Origin of the sequence: Cellulomonas edaphi, from assembly GCF_030362815.1 — a bacterium.
GTDB classification, from domain to species: domain Bacteria; phylum Actinomycetota; class Actinomycetes; order Actinomycetales; family Cellulomonadaceae; genus Cellulomonas; species Cellulomonas edaphi.
In genome coordinates this window covers 644,936-659,249 of sequence record NZ_JAUCGR010000001.1, presented here as the reverse complement: position 1 = coordinate 659,249, position 14,314 = coordinate 644,936, and the positions used below count along the sequence as shown (strand labels likewise).

Genomic DNA, 14,314 nt, shown 5'->3' with positions numbered 1-14,314 from the left:
CGATGAGCGGATCACCCACCGCCGTTCTCGTCGTGCTCACTCCACCGTCATGGGTGCAGGACTGGCAGGTGACCACGAACGACGAGGTTGCCGCCGACGAAGACCGGCGGCAGCGAGCACGCGAGGCGCGCGAACGCGCGGCGGAGGTCGGCAAGCGCGCCGAGGAGCTGCGCAGTCGTCTGACGCCCACGGAGGCCGACGTGCAGCTGGGCGTGGAGCGAGCGCAGGCCGCCGCGGAGCACGCCCGCGAGGGGCACATCCGTGCCGTCCGGACCCACGACCGAGCGGCGCAGACGCTCGAGCATCTCGCCGACACGTACGACGGCCCCGAGGAGGGTGAGCGGCGAGCCGCCGCGCAGAGGCACCGCGATGCCGCGGCCGACGACCGGCAGGCCGCCGAGAGCTCCGCCGACTGACGGGCTCACGTCGCCGCTGCGCGCGTGGACGGGTCGCTCCCGCATCGGAATGCGTCGCAGACTCGAGAACGCCCCGCCCCTGCTGGGGTGCAGGTGGCGGGGCGTTTCCTTGCTGTGCGCCCGAAGGGACTCGAACCCCCAACCTTCTGATCCGTAGTCAGATGCTCTATCCATTGAGCTACGGGCGCATGGCCTTGCGGGCCGCGGTAGACGATACCGGGTCGAGAGGCCGGAGCCCAAACCGGGCGCACGTGACCCCGCGCACGTCCGCTGGCAGGATCACCGCCATGGACACGCTGTCGGGCCGGTGGGGCATGCGGGCCGACGTGCTCAGGCACGGCGACGGCCGCGACTCGAGCCGCGTCGGCTACATCGAGCTGTTCTTCGACCTGGTGTTCGTCTTCGCCGTCACGCAGCTGTCCCACAGCCTCATCGCGCACCCGGACGGCTCCACCCTGCTGCACACCGTGCTGCTGGGCTGGGCCGTGTGGTGGCTGTGGATCGACACCACCTGGGTCACCAACTGGCTGGACCCCGAGCGCCTCCCCGTGCGCGCCATGCTCATGGTGCTGACGCTGCTGGGCCTGCTGATGTCGAGCGGCATCCCCGACGCGTTCGAGGACAAGGCGCTGATGTTCGCCGCCCCGTACGTCGCGATCCAGGTGGGACGCACGGCGTTCACGGTGTGGGCGATGGGACGGCACTGGCCGTCCAACGCCATGAACTTCGTCCGGATCCTCGTGTGGGTGTCGGTGTCGGGCGTGTTCTGGGTCACCGGGGCGCTCGCGCACGACGAGTCCCGGCTGTGGCTCTGGGTCGTCGCCGCTCTCATCGACATGACCGGCCCCCGTGCGCTGTTCCGCGTCCCCGGGCTCGGCGCGACCGATCCCGGGACGTGGGAGGTGCGCGGCGCGCACATGGCCGAGCGCGTGTCGCTGTTCCTCATCATCAGCCTGGGTGAGTCCATCGTGGTGACGGGTGCGGCGTTCGCCGAGCTGGAGGTCTCCTCGACGCTGATCTGGGCGTTCCTCGCCGCGTTCGCCTCGACCGTGCTGATGTGGTTGCTGTACTTCGACCGCTCCGAGCACACGGGCAGCGAGTACATCGAGTCGCGCGACCAGCCCGGCATGGTGGCGCAGGTCGCGTACACCTACGTCCCGTTCCTGCTGGTCAGCGGCATCGTGCTCACGGCGGTGGCGGACGAGCTGGTGCTCGCGCACCCGCACGGCGAGGAGGGGGCGACACCGGCCTGGACCGCCGGGCTCATGTGCGGAGCGGCCGCCGTCTACCTCGTCGGGAACGCGTTGTTCCGGCGCGCGACGGGCGGCCGCTGGTCCGTCCCGCACCTCGTCGGCGCCGTGGCCGCCGCGGCCGTCGCGCTCCTGGCGCCGGCCGTGACCCCGCTCGCGCTCAGCTGGGTCACCAACGCCGTGCTGCTCGAGGTGATCGTGGGCGACGTGGTCCTCGAGCGTCGCCGGGCACCCGAGCTCGCGGCCGCGGCCTCCGTGGACGGCTGATCGGCACTCGCTCGTCGCCGGGGACGACGAAGGCCCGGTCGCAACGGACCGGGCCCTCGTGAAGCGGAGACGGTGGGATTTGAACCCACGGAAGGGTTGCCCCTTCACGACCTTAGCAGGGTCGCGCACTAGACCTGGCTATGCGACGTCTCCAGGCCAGCACAGGGTACCCGTGCGCGTCGTCGGGCGGCAAAACGGGCTGCGCGAGGCCTCTGACCAGCGAGAACGTCAGCGCTCGAAGCCCCAGGTGGGGTCGGTCAGCATGCGCGCGACCGCGAGGCCGATCGAGAGCGCGACGACGACGAGGGCCGCCTGGACGCCGTAGGCGAGGGCCTGGACCGTGTCGCCCTCGGACAGCGCGAAGACCGACCGGTAGGCGGCCACGCCCGGCACCATGATCACGACGGCGGGGACGGCGACGGTCACGCGGGGGACGCGGATGCGCGGCGCGACGTACGCGGCCAGCAGCCCCACGACGAGCGCGGCGGCCGCCGCCGCGGCCTGCACCACGGTGCCGGCGTCGACGAGCTCGAGGCGGCCCAGGTTGGCCACCATCCCGATGAGCGCCGCGGCGAGCGCCATCCGCCACGGGCTGTTGAACATGAGCGCGAAGCCGAGCACACCCAGGAAGCTGGCGATCGCGCGCAGGACCAGCAGGAACGAGTGGTCCAGGCCGAGCGGGGCGGGCGGGACGGGCGTGAGGCCGACGATGCTCGACACCCCCCACACGGCGAGGGCGGCGGACGTGAGGATCATGAGCGCGTAGGTCAACCGCGACAGCCCCGCCGAGAAGTCGAGCCTTGCCAGGTCGAGCGCGGCCGTGACGAGGGCGAACCCGGGAATCAGGAACAGCACCGCGGAGACGTAGCCCGCCTCGTGGCGCGTGGTCAGCACCCCGGCGGCGTGCAGCGTCGTGACCAGGCCCAGGTAGGAGAAGCAGGCCACCGCGGCGGCGATCATCGTGACGCCGAACTGGTTCCAGCCGCGGTGCAGCAGGTCGCGGCGGACGCCCTGACCCAGCGTCGCCGCGACGAACACGCCCCCGATCTCCACCAGCCCGCCGTTGTTGAGGAAGGCGAACGCGGCGCACGCGATCCCCGACCACAGGGCGTTGAGCAGCCGCGGGTACAGGGGCGGCGCGGAGGCGATCGCATCGAGGCGGGCCTCGACGTCGTCCACGGTCGCCTCGACGCCCGTCGTGCGGGCACGGCTCTCGACGTCGGAGACCATGATCTCGAGGCGAGCCAGCCGGTCGGCGTTGATCCCGACCGTGCGGACCTCGGCGACCTCGGTGCGGAACGACCGGCCGCGGTGCGAGGTCGTCGTGATCTCGGTGAGGGTCACGTGGGCCTCGTGCCGGTCCACGCCCATGGCGTGCGCGAGACGGGCCATCGACGCCTTCACGCGGTAGCTGCCCGTGCCGGCCGACAGGCTCAGGCGGCCGGCACGCAGGGCAGCGCCGGAACGACGGATCAGCTGGAGCTCGTCGTCGTCCGGGGTCGTCGGCACCCGCACATCATGGCGCGGGCTGCGCCGTCGCGGCGTCCACGGCCGCGGATCGGGCCAGGTTCAGCCGCCGGGGCGTCCGGGGCATTCCCGATCCGCGTGCGATTCCGCTCACAGCCAATCACCTTGACGGAACCGGCCAGTTCCGTATGTGCTGGCCCTTGTCCGTCGGGGTCAGCCGACGGCGAGTGCGACTCACAGGTCGTGTCAGAAGGTCCGGATACGGTCCGGATCAACCGCTTGTCCCCTGGCGACGCCGCCTCCCCATCTCTTCGTGCCTGGAGCATCCGTGTCCGAAACAGCTGCGACCACGGTCGCACCCGAGCCTCCTCACGAGGCCGACCACACCGAGCCCGACCCACGTCGGTGGATCATCCTGGCGGTCATCGCGATCGCCCAGCTGATGATCGTGCTCGACTCGTCGATCATGACCATCGCGCTGCCGAGCGCCGCGGTGGACCTCAAGATCTCGCAGGAGAACTTCCAGTGGGGCATCACCGCCTACACGCTCGCCTTCGGCGGTCTTCTCCTGCTCGGCGGTCGCATCGCCGACTACGTCGGCCGTAAGCGGGCGTTCGTCATCGGCCTGCTGGGCTTCGCCGGCGCGTCGGCGATCGGCGGCCTCGCCGTCAACCAGGGGATGCTCTTCGGTGCTCGTGCGCTGCAGGGTGCCTTCGCGGCGCTCCTCGCGCCGGCTGCGCTGTCGCTCATCACCGTGACGTTCACCGAGGGCAAGGAGCGCGCCAAGGCGTTCGGCGTCTTCGGTGCGATCTCCGGCGGTGGCGCCGCCATCGGCCTCATCGCCGGCGGAGCACTCACCGAGTACCTCGACTGGCGCTGGTGCCTCCTGGTCAACCTGCCGATCGCACTCATCACCGTCGCGTTCGCCATCCCGATCGTGCGCGAGTCCAAGGCCCACGGCGACACCCGCTTCGACATCCCGGGCGCGCTCCTGTCGATCCTCGGCCTCGTCGCCCTCGTCTACGGCTTCACCGAGGCCGCCAAGACCACCACGGGCGCCGACGGCGTCCCGCACGCGGTCGGCTGGACCGACCCGACGGTCATGGGCTTCATCGGGCTGGCCGTGGTCTCGCTGCTCATCTTCGTCCTGGTCGAGACCAAGGTGAAGAACCCGCTGCTCCCGATGCGGATCCTGCTCAACCGCAACCGCGGTGGGTCCTACCTCGTCTTCCTGCTCGTGGGTGCCGGTCTGTTCGGCATGTTCCTGTTCCTCACGCTCTACTTCCAGAACGTGCTGGGCTACGAGCCGCTCGAGGCGGGCTTCGCCTTCCTGCCGTTCTCGATCGGCATCATTCTCATGGCCGGCGTGGTCGCGCAGCTCATGCCCCGCGTCGGGCCCAAGCCCCTGATGCTCATCGGCCTGGGCATGGCGGCGACCGGCCTGCTGCTGCTCCTGCGCACCACGCCGACGTCGTCGTACTTCGGCTCGGTGTTCCCGGCCCTGGTGGTCATGAGCCTCGGCATGGCCGCGGTGTTCATCCCGGCGTCGAGCACCGCGCTCGTCGGGGTGGGCGGTCACGACGCGGGCATCGCCAGCGCCGTGCTGAACACCGCGCAGCAGGTGGGTGGCTCGCTCGGCCTCGCGCTGCTCAACACGTTCGCGCTGACCGCGACCGCCAACAAGATCGGCGACCTCGCCGCCGGCGGTCAGGACCCGTCCGCGCCCGCGACCGTGGCGACCGCCCAGGTGGCCGGGTTCCACGTGGCGTACATCGGCTCGGCGTCGATGCTCATCCTGGCCTTCCTGGTCGCGGTGGTGCTGATCAACGCCAAGAAGGACGAGCTGCCGACCGAGGGTGCCGTCGCAGCCTGAGCCGCTGCTGCATGACCTGCTTCACCTGGTTCACCTGCTTTACCTGACTCACCTGCACCACCGACGAGGCCGGTGCCCACTGCGGGCGCCGGCCTCGTCGCACGTCCGGCCGTCCGGCCGCCCGGCGTGCGGAGCCGAGCGTCGTGAACCCGGCGCCGACCTTCGTGAACCGGGCGGCGACCTTGCGGTTGTCCTCGGATAGCGGCCCGATAGCGTGGACAAGGTCGAGGTCGCGGGCCGACTAGGGCAGGCGGGTGCGGGACATCCCTTCGACCTTGCGGTTGTCCACGGATAGGGGCCCGATGGCGTGGACAAGGTCAAGGTCGCGGCGACTGGACCCAGTGACGTCGACCCGTGCGGCCGCGGGTCAGGAGCGGGGGGTCCACTGGTTGGCGCGGCGGCCCGCGGCGGCCTCGCGGGCGATCTCCTCGAGCCGGCTCGTCCGGGTGGCGGCGCGCTTGGCGTGCACCAGCCACTCGAGCAGGGCTCGGCGCGCGCTGGGTGGGAAGGCGTCGAAGTTCTCACGCGCGCCGGGGTGCTGGCCGAGGGCGGCGGCGAGGTCGTCCGGCACGACGAGGTTCTCGACGTCGTCGAGCAGCGTCCAGGACCCGTCGGCGCGCGCAGCCTCGATCATGGCGCGGCCGGCCGGGGCCATGAGCCCGGCGGCCTCGAGCTCGACGACCCGCGCCTTGTTGGTCCGCGCCCACCCGCTGCCCTTCTTGCGGCGGGTGATCCACAGCATCGACTGCCGGTCGTCGAGCGCCTTGCCGCTGGAGTCGATCCAGCCGAAGCACAGCGCTCCGAGCACCAGCTCCTCGTAGGTGACCACCGGTCCGCCCGAGCCCTGCTTCCAGGTGATCGCCCAGACGCCGGGAGGCTCGTCGGCGTGGTGCTCGGCGAGCCAATCACGCCACTGGTCGGTCGACTCCACCACGAGCCGGGGAGCGTTGTCGCGCGCCATCGCCCCAGCCTGCCAGCGCCGGCCGCGTCAGTCGACGGCGAACCGCACGCGCCGGTCGGCGACCGACGCGTCGGTGAGCCGCACCCGCACGCGGTGGCCCAGCGGCAGGTCCACGCCGTCGACCCGGGCCCGCACCACCGGGTCGGCCAGCTGGACGACGCCGGAGCTGCCGCCGTCGGCGACGTCGACCACGACGCCGTCGAACACCTCGCCCACGCGGTCGCGCAGCAGCACGGCCTCGACCAGGTCGAGCCCGCCCCGCTCGTAGGCCGAGGCGCGCCGGTCACCACCGGCCATGAGCTCGGGCAGGGACGGCAAGGCCTCACGCACCCAGTCGTCCGGCGTACGGCCGGCGGCCAAGGCGACGCAGGTGGCACCGACGAACCGGTCGACGAGCCGGCGCAGCGGCGCGGTGGCGTGCGCGTACGGCGCGGCGATCGCTGCATGCAGCGGCGCCTCCGGTATCTCGCCGTCGAACGCGACGTAGGCCGCGCCCCGCAGCAGGGTCGTCGCCTCGGCGAGCAGCGCCGCCTGCGCCGGCACGGCGGCATCGAGGCCGCGCACCACGTCGCCCACCTCGGCGCCGGACGGCCAGTCGACGCCGAGCGCGAGGGCGACCCGGCGCAACCGTTCGACGTCCCGCTCCTGGGCCGCGGGCAGCGTGCGGAGCACTCCCACGCGGCCGTCGAGCATCAGCTGCGCGGCACACATGCCCGTCAGCAGGGAGATCTGGGCGTTCCAGTCCTCGACGGGCAGCGTCGCTCGGCTCCGCAGCGACCACCCGTCCTCGTCGTGCTCGACCACCTGCTCGGGGCTGGGCAGGGTGATGCCGCCGCGGTCACGCTCGGCCTGCTCCCGCAGGCGGCCGATGTCGCGCAGGAGCGCCAGCGAGTCGTCGGCCGAGCCGTCCTCGATGCTCCGTTGCACGCCCTCGTAGGTGAGCTGGGCGCGGCTGCGCACGGTCGCGGCACGGACGTCGACGCCGGTCGGCGCGCCGGAGGAGTCGAGGTCGATGGTCCAGAGGATCGCGGGAGCGGCATGGTCGGGCAGCAGGCTCGCCGCTCCTTCCGAGAGGGCCGGCGGGTGCAGGGGCGTGCGGCCGTCGGGCGCGTAGAGCGTGACCACCCGCCGGCGAGCCTCGGCGTCGATCGCTCCACCGGGGACCACCCAGGCGGCGACGTCGGCGATCGCGTAGCGCACGCGGAAGCCGCTCCCCTGCCGCGAGAGGTGCACAGCCTGGTCCAGGTCCATCGATCCGGGCGGGTCGATGGTGACGAACGGGACGTCCGTGGCGTCGGTGCGCTCGGCGGGAAGCGGCCCGTCCTTGATGCGCGCGTCGGCCTCGGCCAGCACCGCCGAGGGGAACTCGGTCGGGACGTCCAGCTCCGCGCGAAGGTCAGCGAGACCCCCGCGGATCTCGTCGTCGGTGGACTGCGCAGGGGCGAGGTGGACGCGGCGACGGGGCACCAGCCGAGCGTAGGTCGCCGAGCCCCGATCAGCAGGGCGTCAGCCCAGCGCGGCGACCACCGCCGCGACGCGACGCGCGCGCGTGGCCTCCGCCTTCGCCTCGGTGACCCCGCGCACCCACTCCTTGCGTCGCGACGGAGCTGCACCGTCGAACTGCTCGCGCAGTCCTGCATCGGCCAGCGCGGCCGCGAGGTCATCCGGAACGTCGACCGTGCGCGGCTGGTCGTCGAGCACCACCGTGACCTGGTGCTCCTCGCCGCCGGCCACGCCGGCGGCGGCGCGGACGGCCGAGGACACCGACACGAGGTACCGGCCGCCCATGGATGCGACCGAGGAGCGGTAGGTGTGACCGTTCAGCGTCACGACGACGGGCGGGCGCTTGCCGGCGCCGAGCTCCAGCAGGATCTCCTCGGGGACCACGATCCCGACGTTGTTGCCGATCTGGGCCAGCACGGTCGTGTAGGTGGGCATCTGCTCACCTTGCCACGGCCGGTGATCTCAGTCGCAGTTGTCGCAGCGGCCGGTAGCGGGCAGCTGCGTGAAGCACGTCGGGCACACGGCCGGTGCCGGGGGCGCCGCAGTGGTCGAGGCGCGCGGCTGAGAAACCGGCGCGGAGACCGCCGACGCGTGCTCGCCGGGGATCCGCTTGGCCGGGCGGGCGGTCGCGGTCCGGGTGGGTCGCGTCGTCGAGGAGCCCTCCGCGCGGGGGGAACGCGCGGCGCTGCCCGCCACGCGCGAGCGGGTCGCGGCGCGGACCAGGGTGGTGCGCGGGCGTGAAGGCTCGCCGCCGCCCGGGGGGATGTCAGCGCCGAACTGCTGGTGACACCTCAGGCGCTCGACAGCGGCGTGCTCGTCGGGGTCGGTCGGCCGGTGTCCCGTCGCTGCGACCACGGCCCGCGCGTAGCCGGGGCCGACGCTGCCGTCAGCGCGCACGCACAGAGCCGAGAGCAGCGGCTCGTCGCGGGCGGCGCACTCGGCGGTCACGCGGGCGAGGACCTCGTCGACCCACTGGAAGACGGACTTGGTGGTGCGCACGCCGGTCTCGCTCTGGACGCGCTCGCCGAGAGCGGGATAGGTGAGCACGGCGTGGTAGTCCGCGGCGGTCTCGAGGAGAGCCTCGCGCGCCGCCAGCGCCCAGATGCTGACGGCGGCATCGAACGTGACCGGCTTTCCGTCACTCTCGTCGTAGGTCCGGACCTGTCCCGCGGCGTTGGTCGTGTCCTGCACCCCACGAGTCTGCCCCAGATTCGGCGAGCCACGATGCGCGAGGGACGTCAGAGCTCGCGCACCACTCGAGCCGGGTTGCCCACCGCCAGGACGTTGGCGGGCAGGTCCCGCGTGACCACCGAGCCGGCGCCCACCACCGTGTTGTCGCCGATCGTCACGCCGGGACACACGATGACGCCGCCACCGAGCCAGACGTTGTCCCCGATGGTGATGGGCTTGGCCGACTCGAGCTTCGCACGTCGCGGCTCGGCCTCCAGCGGGTGGATGGGCGTGAGCAGCTGGACGTTGGGCCCGATCATGCAGTCGTCGCCAATGTGGATGGGGGCGACGTCGAGCAGCACCAGGCCGTAGTTGGCCCAGGAGCGGGCGCCGAGGTGGGTGTGCCGGCCGAAGTCGACGTAGACCGGCGGCCGGATCCAGGCGTCGTCGCCGACGGAACCCAGCAGCTCGCGCAACGCTGCTGCGGCGGCCACCTCGTCGGTCCGGGCCAGCTCGCCGAACCGCTCGGCGCGCGCCTGGGCCGCTCGCACCATGCCGCTGATCTCCTCGTCGCCGACGTACCAGTCGCCGGCCAGCACGCGCTCGTACTGCGATCGGGTGTCCTCGCTCATGGTCCTCGAGCCTACGTTCAGCCGTAGCGCCGCATTTGCGGCCACAGCACCGCCCAGGGCTGTCGGGGGCTGGTCGCGACCACGACCGGAGCACCCTGCTCCTCGTTGTCCACGTCGAGACCGTTGTCGATGCGGCCGACCACGTCCACCTCGCCGAACCACTGGCTGAGGACGCTCGGGCGCAGGCCCACCGCCACCACCGTCGTGGTCCCTGCGGGTGGCGGTCCCCAGCTGCTGAACGCGTTGTGCCCCGAGTACACCGGCGCGGCGTCCCCGCCGAACCGGGCGACGGCCCCCGCCTCCCCGTAGTTCGACGTCAGCACCACGGCGTGCGCGCTTCGGTCGTCGGGCAGGGCCTCGACCGCCTCGTCGACGGTGGCGGCGAGGCGGGGCCATCCCACCATCTCGACCGAGTCCGGGTTGATGTCGGGGATCGGGGTCTTCGCCAGCAGGGTCGGTGGCAGGACGGGTAGCGCGATGACGCCGCCGACGACGAGCGACACCGCCAGCCCCACCGCGAGCACGGACCTTCGCACGCGCGCCAGCACGGGAACCGACCCCGCCGCGAGCAACGTCGGGTACACCCCCGCCATGTAGTACGCCTTGCCGCCGGTCGCGAGGAAGCCGACGAACAGCACGGCGTAGGCGACGGGCAGGAACCGCGCCCGACGGACCGCGGGATCACGCCACAGCCGAACGAGCCCCGGGACCCAGACGAGGACGAGGATCGGCGATACCTGGACCAGCTGCAGCACGACAAACTCCAGCGGCGACGAGCTGGTGGCGGACCCGCCCTCGGCGATGGCGCGGCTGAGCTCGAGCTGGGGCCAGCCGTGCGTCGCCTGCCAGGCGAGGTTGGGGGCCCAGAGGGCAAGCGCGATGCCGACACCACCGAGGAGCCACCACGAGCGCAGGGGCGCGCGTGGGCCGACGACGAGGAGCGCCACGAGGCACGCGACGAGCAGGGCCGCCACCAGCGTCTTGGCCTCGAGCCCGATCCCGGCCACGGCGCCCACGAGCAGCCAGAGCCGGCCGTCCCCCGGCTCCCGGACGATGCCGATGCAGCGCAGCACCAACCAGAGCAGGACCGACCACACCACCAGGTCGACCACCGTCGTCGTCATCAGGTGCGCCGGCGCCAGGGTGGTGCCCGAGATGGCGACGCACACGGCCGTCAGGATCTGCGCGTCGCGTGCGCCGCCGAGCTCGCGGGCGATCAGACCGGCGACGACGACGAGCACGCCCCCCAGCAGGGCCGCGACGGCGCGCAACGCGACGAGGGACCCTCCCGAGACGGCGTCGACCCCGTGCGCGAGCAGGGGCACGAGCGGAGGCTGGTCGACGTAGCCCCAGGCGGGGTGGTCGCCGGCCACCAGGAAATAGAGCTCGTCGCGGTGGTAGCCGTAGCGCGCACTGACGAGCAGCAGCAGGATGCTGGTCGCAGCACCGACCAGCGCGAGGGGCCTCCGGGCCGTCGGGGGCATGAGGGGCATGCTTGCCCCCCCGTCGGGTCCGCGCAACGGTTGCCGGTCGTGACTGTGGGAGACTCAGGCGCCGATCCGTCGGCGTGGAGGGCTGGCTGAGTGGCCGAAGGCGCCCGCCTTGAAAGCGGGTGGGGCGGTGACCCCGTCCTCGCGGGTTCGAATCCCGCGCCCTCCGCCGAACCACCCGCCGCGGCGGGCGTGCGTGGCTAGGCCGGCGCGCCCGCCGGCGCGGGGCGTGGGGCATCCGGGGTACCCGCGAGCGACCACCTGATCAGCTTCGTCACCAGCGAGCCGGCCCGCAGCGAGGCTCCGTCACGGCGCGCGCTGCGCTCCCGCCCGGGCTCGACCATCGCCCGCGCCCACGGCTGCAGGCTCGACACGGCCAGCGCCGAGAGGCCCTTGTACGGAAGGCGGAGTGTCTTCGGTACAGGTGGCTCGCGCAGGAGGAAGTCGATCGTGTCGCGCGCTTGCGAGCTCACCGCGAGCTCCGCCCGATAGTCCTCGAGCTGGTCGTCCAGCGCCGCGACGGTGGTGGGTGCGTCGATCACGCCGAGTCGGTCGGCGACCGTCGCCATCTGCGCGACGTACCCGTCGTACCCGGCGTCGTCGAGCGGGTGCTCGCCGACCAGGCGGTGCGCGGTGACGAAGCTGTCGATCTCCGCCACGTGCACCCACCGCAGCAGGTCGGGGTCGCTCGCGCGGTATCGCACGCCGTCGGGCGACGTCCCGCGCACCCGCTCGTGGATGGCGCGCACGCGGTCCACGGCGGCCTGCGCGTCGTCGGCCGTGCCGAACGCGGTGACCGCCAAGAACGTGCTGGTCCGGGCCAGCCGACCCCACGGGTCGCTCTTGTAACCGGAGTGCCCGGCGACGCCGGCCATGGCGGCCGGGTGCAGCGCCTGCAGCAGGAGCGCGCGGATGCCGCCGACGAACATCGAGGCATCGCCGTGCACGACCCGGACCGGCGAACCCGGCTCGAACCAGCGCGGTCCGGGGGTCTCGTGGATGCGCGCACGGGCCGCGGGACCGTCCGGCCCGGCCACCCGGGCGAACAGCGCGTCGCCGGCGCGGCGGCGAAGGGGCGAGAGGACCACGCACCCATCGTCTCCCGTCCGGCTGCGCGTCGCACCCCGCCCGCGGCGGCCCCGCTCACGTACGGCTTCGCTCACGCAATGCGCCGCACCCGAGCACGCATGGGCAGCGTTGTTCCCGCTCAGCGGGACGAACGCTGCCCGGCGCCCTCACCCCTCGCTCACGCCGTGCGCTCACACCAGGCGCCGCGCGCCGCCCCGCCTCCCTCACGCCATGCGCCGGGGGCCCGCCCCCGAAGGCGCTTGGGCAGTGTTGTTCCCCCTCAGCGGGACGAACGCTGCCCACCGGCCCGGACGGAGCGGCCCGGCGGACCCCCCGTCACGCCACCCAGGGGGTCGGGTCGACCTCCCACCAGCGCGGCACGCGGCCCGGCGTCACGACCGTCAGCCCGTACAGCGCCGCGACGCGCGCCAGGTGCACGTCGTACGTCGCGACGGCGTCGACGTCCGGGTCGGCCAGCGCGATGCCGACGTGCAGCGCGACGAAGGGCAGCAGCACGCCCGACACGTCGGTCGCCTTGCGCACCGCCTGGTCCGAGAAGCGGGCCACGGGTACCCGGAATGCGACATCCGCCGCGATGGCGGGCGCCTCACCACCCCGCATGCGGGCGATGCCGCGCAGCTCGGTGATCCCGAGCGGTGACGTGACCAGGCGCGCGAGGTGCTCGTCGGCCCAGGTGGTCCACTGCTGACCGTGCGGCGCACCCGGCAGGTACCGCGAGAGCGCGGACCCGTCGGCGTAGATGCGCGTCGGTCCCTGGGGCACGCGCCCATGATTCCGCATCGGCCCGGGTCACGGGCGCGGCCGCGTCAGTCGCGGCCGGCGACGATCGCCTCGGCGTGGGCGGACACCCAGTCGACGAGCGGCAGCAGGTGCTCGACGAGCCCACGGCCGAGCTCGGTGAGGGAGTAGTCGACCCGCGGCGGCACGCTCGGCGTGACCTCGCGGAGCACGATGCCGTCCGCCTCGAGCGTCCGCAGGGTCTGGGCCAGCATCTTCTCGCTGATGCCCTCGACGACGCGGCGCAGCTCGCCCCAGCGCATGTCGCGCTCGGACAGGGCGACGAGGATGAGGACGCCCCACCGGCTCATGATGTGGTCGAGCACCACGCGCGTCGGGCAGCCACCCGCGAACTTCCCGTCGGTGAGCATCCGCTCCAGCATGCTGACCTCGTTGCTTACTGTCACGTGCGTACCTGATCTCAAAGTGGGTACCGCTCTGCGGGAAGGTGCTCAGCGTACGCCCGGTTACCGACGGCGTACCCACTCGCGCTTGACCGGAAGGAACGTCATGACCATCGCCGTCACCGGAGCAACCGGCCACCTCGGCCGCCTCGTCGTCGAGAACCTGCTGGAGGCCGGGGTGTCCCCCGACCAGCTGGTCGCCACGGGCCGGAGCGTCGAGCGCCTGTCCGCGCTCGCCGAGCGCGGCGTGCGCGCCCTCGTCGCTCCCTACGAGGACCTCGCCGCGCTGACGACGGCCTTCGCGGGGGTCGACACCCTGGTCCTGGTCTCGGGCTCGGAGCCGGGCGTGCGGGTGGCCCAGCACACCAACGTGATCGAGGCAGCGCGCGCGGCGGGCGTGGGACGCATCGTCTACACGAGCATCGCGCACGCCGACACGTCCGACCTGCTCCTGGTCCCCGAGCACCGCGCGACGGAGGAGGTGCTGCGCTCGTCGGGCGTCGCGTGGACGCTGCTGCGCAACAACTGGTACTCCGAGAACTACGTCGCGACGGTGGCGCATGCGCGCCAGACGGGGGTCGTGCTCACCAGCACCGGCACCGGGCGCGTGGCCAGCGCGAGCCGCGCCGACTTCGCCGCGGCGGCCGCCGCCGTGGCTCTCGGGACCGGCCACGAGGGACGCACCTACGAGCTCAGCGGGGACGTGGCCTGGAGCTTCGACGAGCTCGCGGGCATCCTGACCGACGTGCTGGGCAGGCCCGTGTCGCACCGGAGCGTCGACACGGCCGAGCACGTGCGGCTCCTGGTGGAGGCCGGCCTCGACGAGGGCACCGCCGGCTTCGTGGCGGGGCTCGACGCCGGCATCGCGCGCGGTGATCTCGCGGACGCGACCCGCGACCTGCGCACGCTCATCGGCCGGCCCACGACGCCGATCGCCGACTCGATCCGCGCGTTCGCCGCACAGGACTGAGGACGACGACGGCCGGTCCCCGAGATGTCGGGGCCGGCCGTCGGT

14 protein-coding genes and 3 tRNA genes are annotated in these 14,314 nt (G+C 72.9%); 5 read left to right on the top strand and 12 right to left on the bottom strand.

The genetic code is table 11. From position 1 onward, the window contains the following. Positions 1-68: 68 nt before the first annotated feature. Entirely contained in the window at positions 69-416 is a 348-nt protein-coding gene (locus QRT05_RS03155; RefSeq protein WP_289445184.1) for a hypothetical protein, read from the top strand. A gap of 115 nt (positions 417-531) precedes the next feature. Here QRT05_RS03155 and QRT05_RS03150 read toward each other — a convergent pair. Then, positions 532-604: transfer RNA gene (locus tag QRT05_RS03150), tRNA-Arg, on the bottom strand. 99 nt (positions 605-703) lie between these two features. Between QRT05_RS03150 and QRT05_RS03145 the strand changes: the two genes are divergently transcribed. Further along, on the top strand, positions 704-1,933 hold the full coding sequence (locus QRT05_RS03145) for a low temperature requirement protein A (protein WP_289445182.1): 1,230 nt from the start codon (positions 704-706) through the stop codon (positions 1,931-1,933). A gap of 64 nt (positions 1,934-1,997) precedes the next feature. Here the strand turns inward: QRT05_RS03145 and QRT05_RS03140 are convergent. Then, positions 1,998-2,086, bottom strand: a tRNA-Ser gene (locus QRT05_RS03140). A 75-nt stretch (positions 2,087-2,161) separates the two neighbouring features. Continuing rightward, positions 2,162-3,442: a threonine/serine exporter family protein gene (locus QRT05_RS03135; protein WP_289445180.1), complete on the bottom strand. Its 1,281-nt coding sequence runs from the start codon at positions 3,440-3,442 to the stop codon at positions 2,162-2,164. 286 nt (positions 3,443-3,728) lie between these two features. On the opposite strand from QRT05_RS03135, the gene QRT05_RS03130 reads away from it, so the two are divergent. Continuing rightward, entirely contained in the window at positions 3,729-5,273 is a 1,545-nt protein-coding gene (locus QRT05_RS03130; protein WP_289445179.1) for an MFS transporter, read from the top strand. 367 nt (positions 5,274-5,640) lie between these two features. On the opposite strand, the gene QRT05_RS03125 is transcribed toward QRT05_RS03130, so the two are convergent. The 6 genes from QRT05_RS03125 to QRT05_RS03100 are packed head-to-tail and all read right to left on the bottom strand — an operon-like array spanning position 5,641 to position 11,023. Further along, complete coding sequence (locus QRT05_RS03125; protein WP_289445177.1) at positions 5,641-6,234, bottom strand: YdeI/OmpD-associated family protein; 594 nt, start codon at positions 6,232-6,234, stop codon at positions 5,641-5,643. Between the two features lie 27 nt (positions 6,235-6,261). Next, complete coding sequence (locus tag QRT05_RS03120; RefSeq protein WP_289445175.1) at positions 6,262-7,701, bottom strand: RNB domain-containing ribonuclease; 1,440 nt, start codon at positions 7,699-7,701, stop codon at positions 6,262-6,264. Between the two features lie 39 nt (positions 7,702-7,740). Next, complete coding sequence (locus QRT05_RS03115) at positions 7,741-8,172, bottom strand: DUF1905 domain-containing protein (protein WP_289445173.1); 432 nt, start codon at positions 8,170-8,172, stop codon at positions 7,741-7,743. Positions 8,173-8,199: 27 nt separating this feature from the next. Beyond that, positions 8,200-8,928, bottom strand: a complete 729-nt coding sequence (locus tag QRT05_RS03110) for a hypothetical protein (RefSeq protein ID WP_289445171.1) — start codon at positions 8,926-8,928, stop codon at positions 8,200-8,202. Between the two features lie 47 nt (positions 8,929-8,975). Beyond that, a complete protein-coding gene (locus QRT05_RS03105) occupies positions 8,976-9,539 on the bottom strand; it encodes a sugar O-acetyltransferase (RefSeq protein WP_289445169.1) in 564 nt (187 codons plus the stop codon). 17 nt (positions 9,540-9,556) lie between these two features. Continuing rightward, positions 9,557-11,023 carry an ArnT family glycosyltransferase gene (locus tag QRT05_RS03100; RefSeq protein ID WP_289445167.1) on the bottom strand — a complete coding sequence of 489 codons (1,467 nt, stop codon included), beginning with the start codon at positions 11,021-11,023 and terminating at the stop codon, positions 9,557-9,559. A gap of 85 nt (positions 11,024-11,108) precedes the next feature. On the opposite strand from QRT05_RS03100, the gene QRT05_RS03095 reads away from it, so the two are divergent. Continuing rightward, positions 11,109-11,198, top strand: a tRNA-Ser gene (locus tag QRT05_RS03095). A gap of 31 nt (positions 11,199-11,229) precedes the next feature. Here QRT05_RS03095 and QRT05_RS03090 read toward each other — a convergent pair. The 3 genes from QRT05_RS03090 to QRT05_RS03080 all read right to left on the bottom strand — a co-directional run bounded on the left by QRT05_RS03090 (position 11,230) and on the right by QRT05_RS03080 (position 13,302). Further along, complete coding sequence (locus QRT05_RS03090) at positions 11,230-12,117, bottom strand: oxygenase MpaB family protein (protein ID WP_289445165.1); 888 nt, start codon at positions 12,115-12,117, stop codon at positions 11,230-11,232. A gap of 316 nt (positions 12,118-12,433) precedes the next feature. Further along, positions 12,434-12,880, bottom strand: coding sequence for a PIN domain-containing protein (locus QRT05_RS03085; RefSeq protein WP_289445163.1), 447 nt, complete (start codon positions 12,878-12,880; stop codon positions 12,434-12,436). 44 nt (positions 12,881-12,924) lie between these two features. Further along, positions 12,925-13,302, bottom strand: coding sequence for a winged helix-turn-helix transcriptional regulator (locus tag QRT05_RS03080; RefSeq protein WP_407650285.1), 378 nt, complete (start codon positions 13,300-13,302; stop codon positions 12,925-12,927). Between the two features lie 103 nt (positions 13,303-13,405). On the opposite strand from QRT05_RS03080, the gene QRT05_RS03075 reads away from it, so the two are divergent. Then, a complete protein-coding gene (locus QRT05_RS03075; protein ID WP_289445161.1) occupies positions 13,406-14,269 on the top strand; it encodes an SDR family oxidoreductase in 864 nt (287 codons plus the stop codon). Positions 14,270-14,314: the final 45 nt, after the last annotated feature.

Coding starts and splice junctions, on each gene's coding strand:
- QRT05_RS03125 (WP_289445177.1), bottom strand. CDS start 6,234: ATGGCGCGCGACAACGCTCCCCGGCTCGTGGTGGAGTCGACCGACCAG.
- QRT05_RS03075 (WP_289445161.1), top strand. CDS start 13,406: ATGACCATCGCCGTCACCGGAGCAACCGGCCACCTCGGCCGCCTCGTC.
- QRT05_RS03145 (WP_289445182.1), top strand. CDS start 704: ATGGACACGCTGTCGGGCCGGTGGGGCATGCGGGCCGACGTGCTCAGG.
- QRT05_RS03115 (WP_289445173.1), bottom strand. CDS start 8,172: ATGCCCACCTACACGACCGTGCTGGCCCAGATCGGCAACAACGTCGGG.
- QRT05_RS03105 (WP_289445169.1), bottom strand. CDS start 9,539: ATGAGCGAGGACACCCGATCGCAGTACGAGCGCGTGCTGGCCGGCGAC.
- QRT05_RS03100 (WP_289445167.1), bottom strand. CDS start 11,023: ATGCCCCCGACGGCCCGGAGGCCCCTCGCGCTGGTCGGTGCTGCGACC.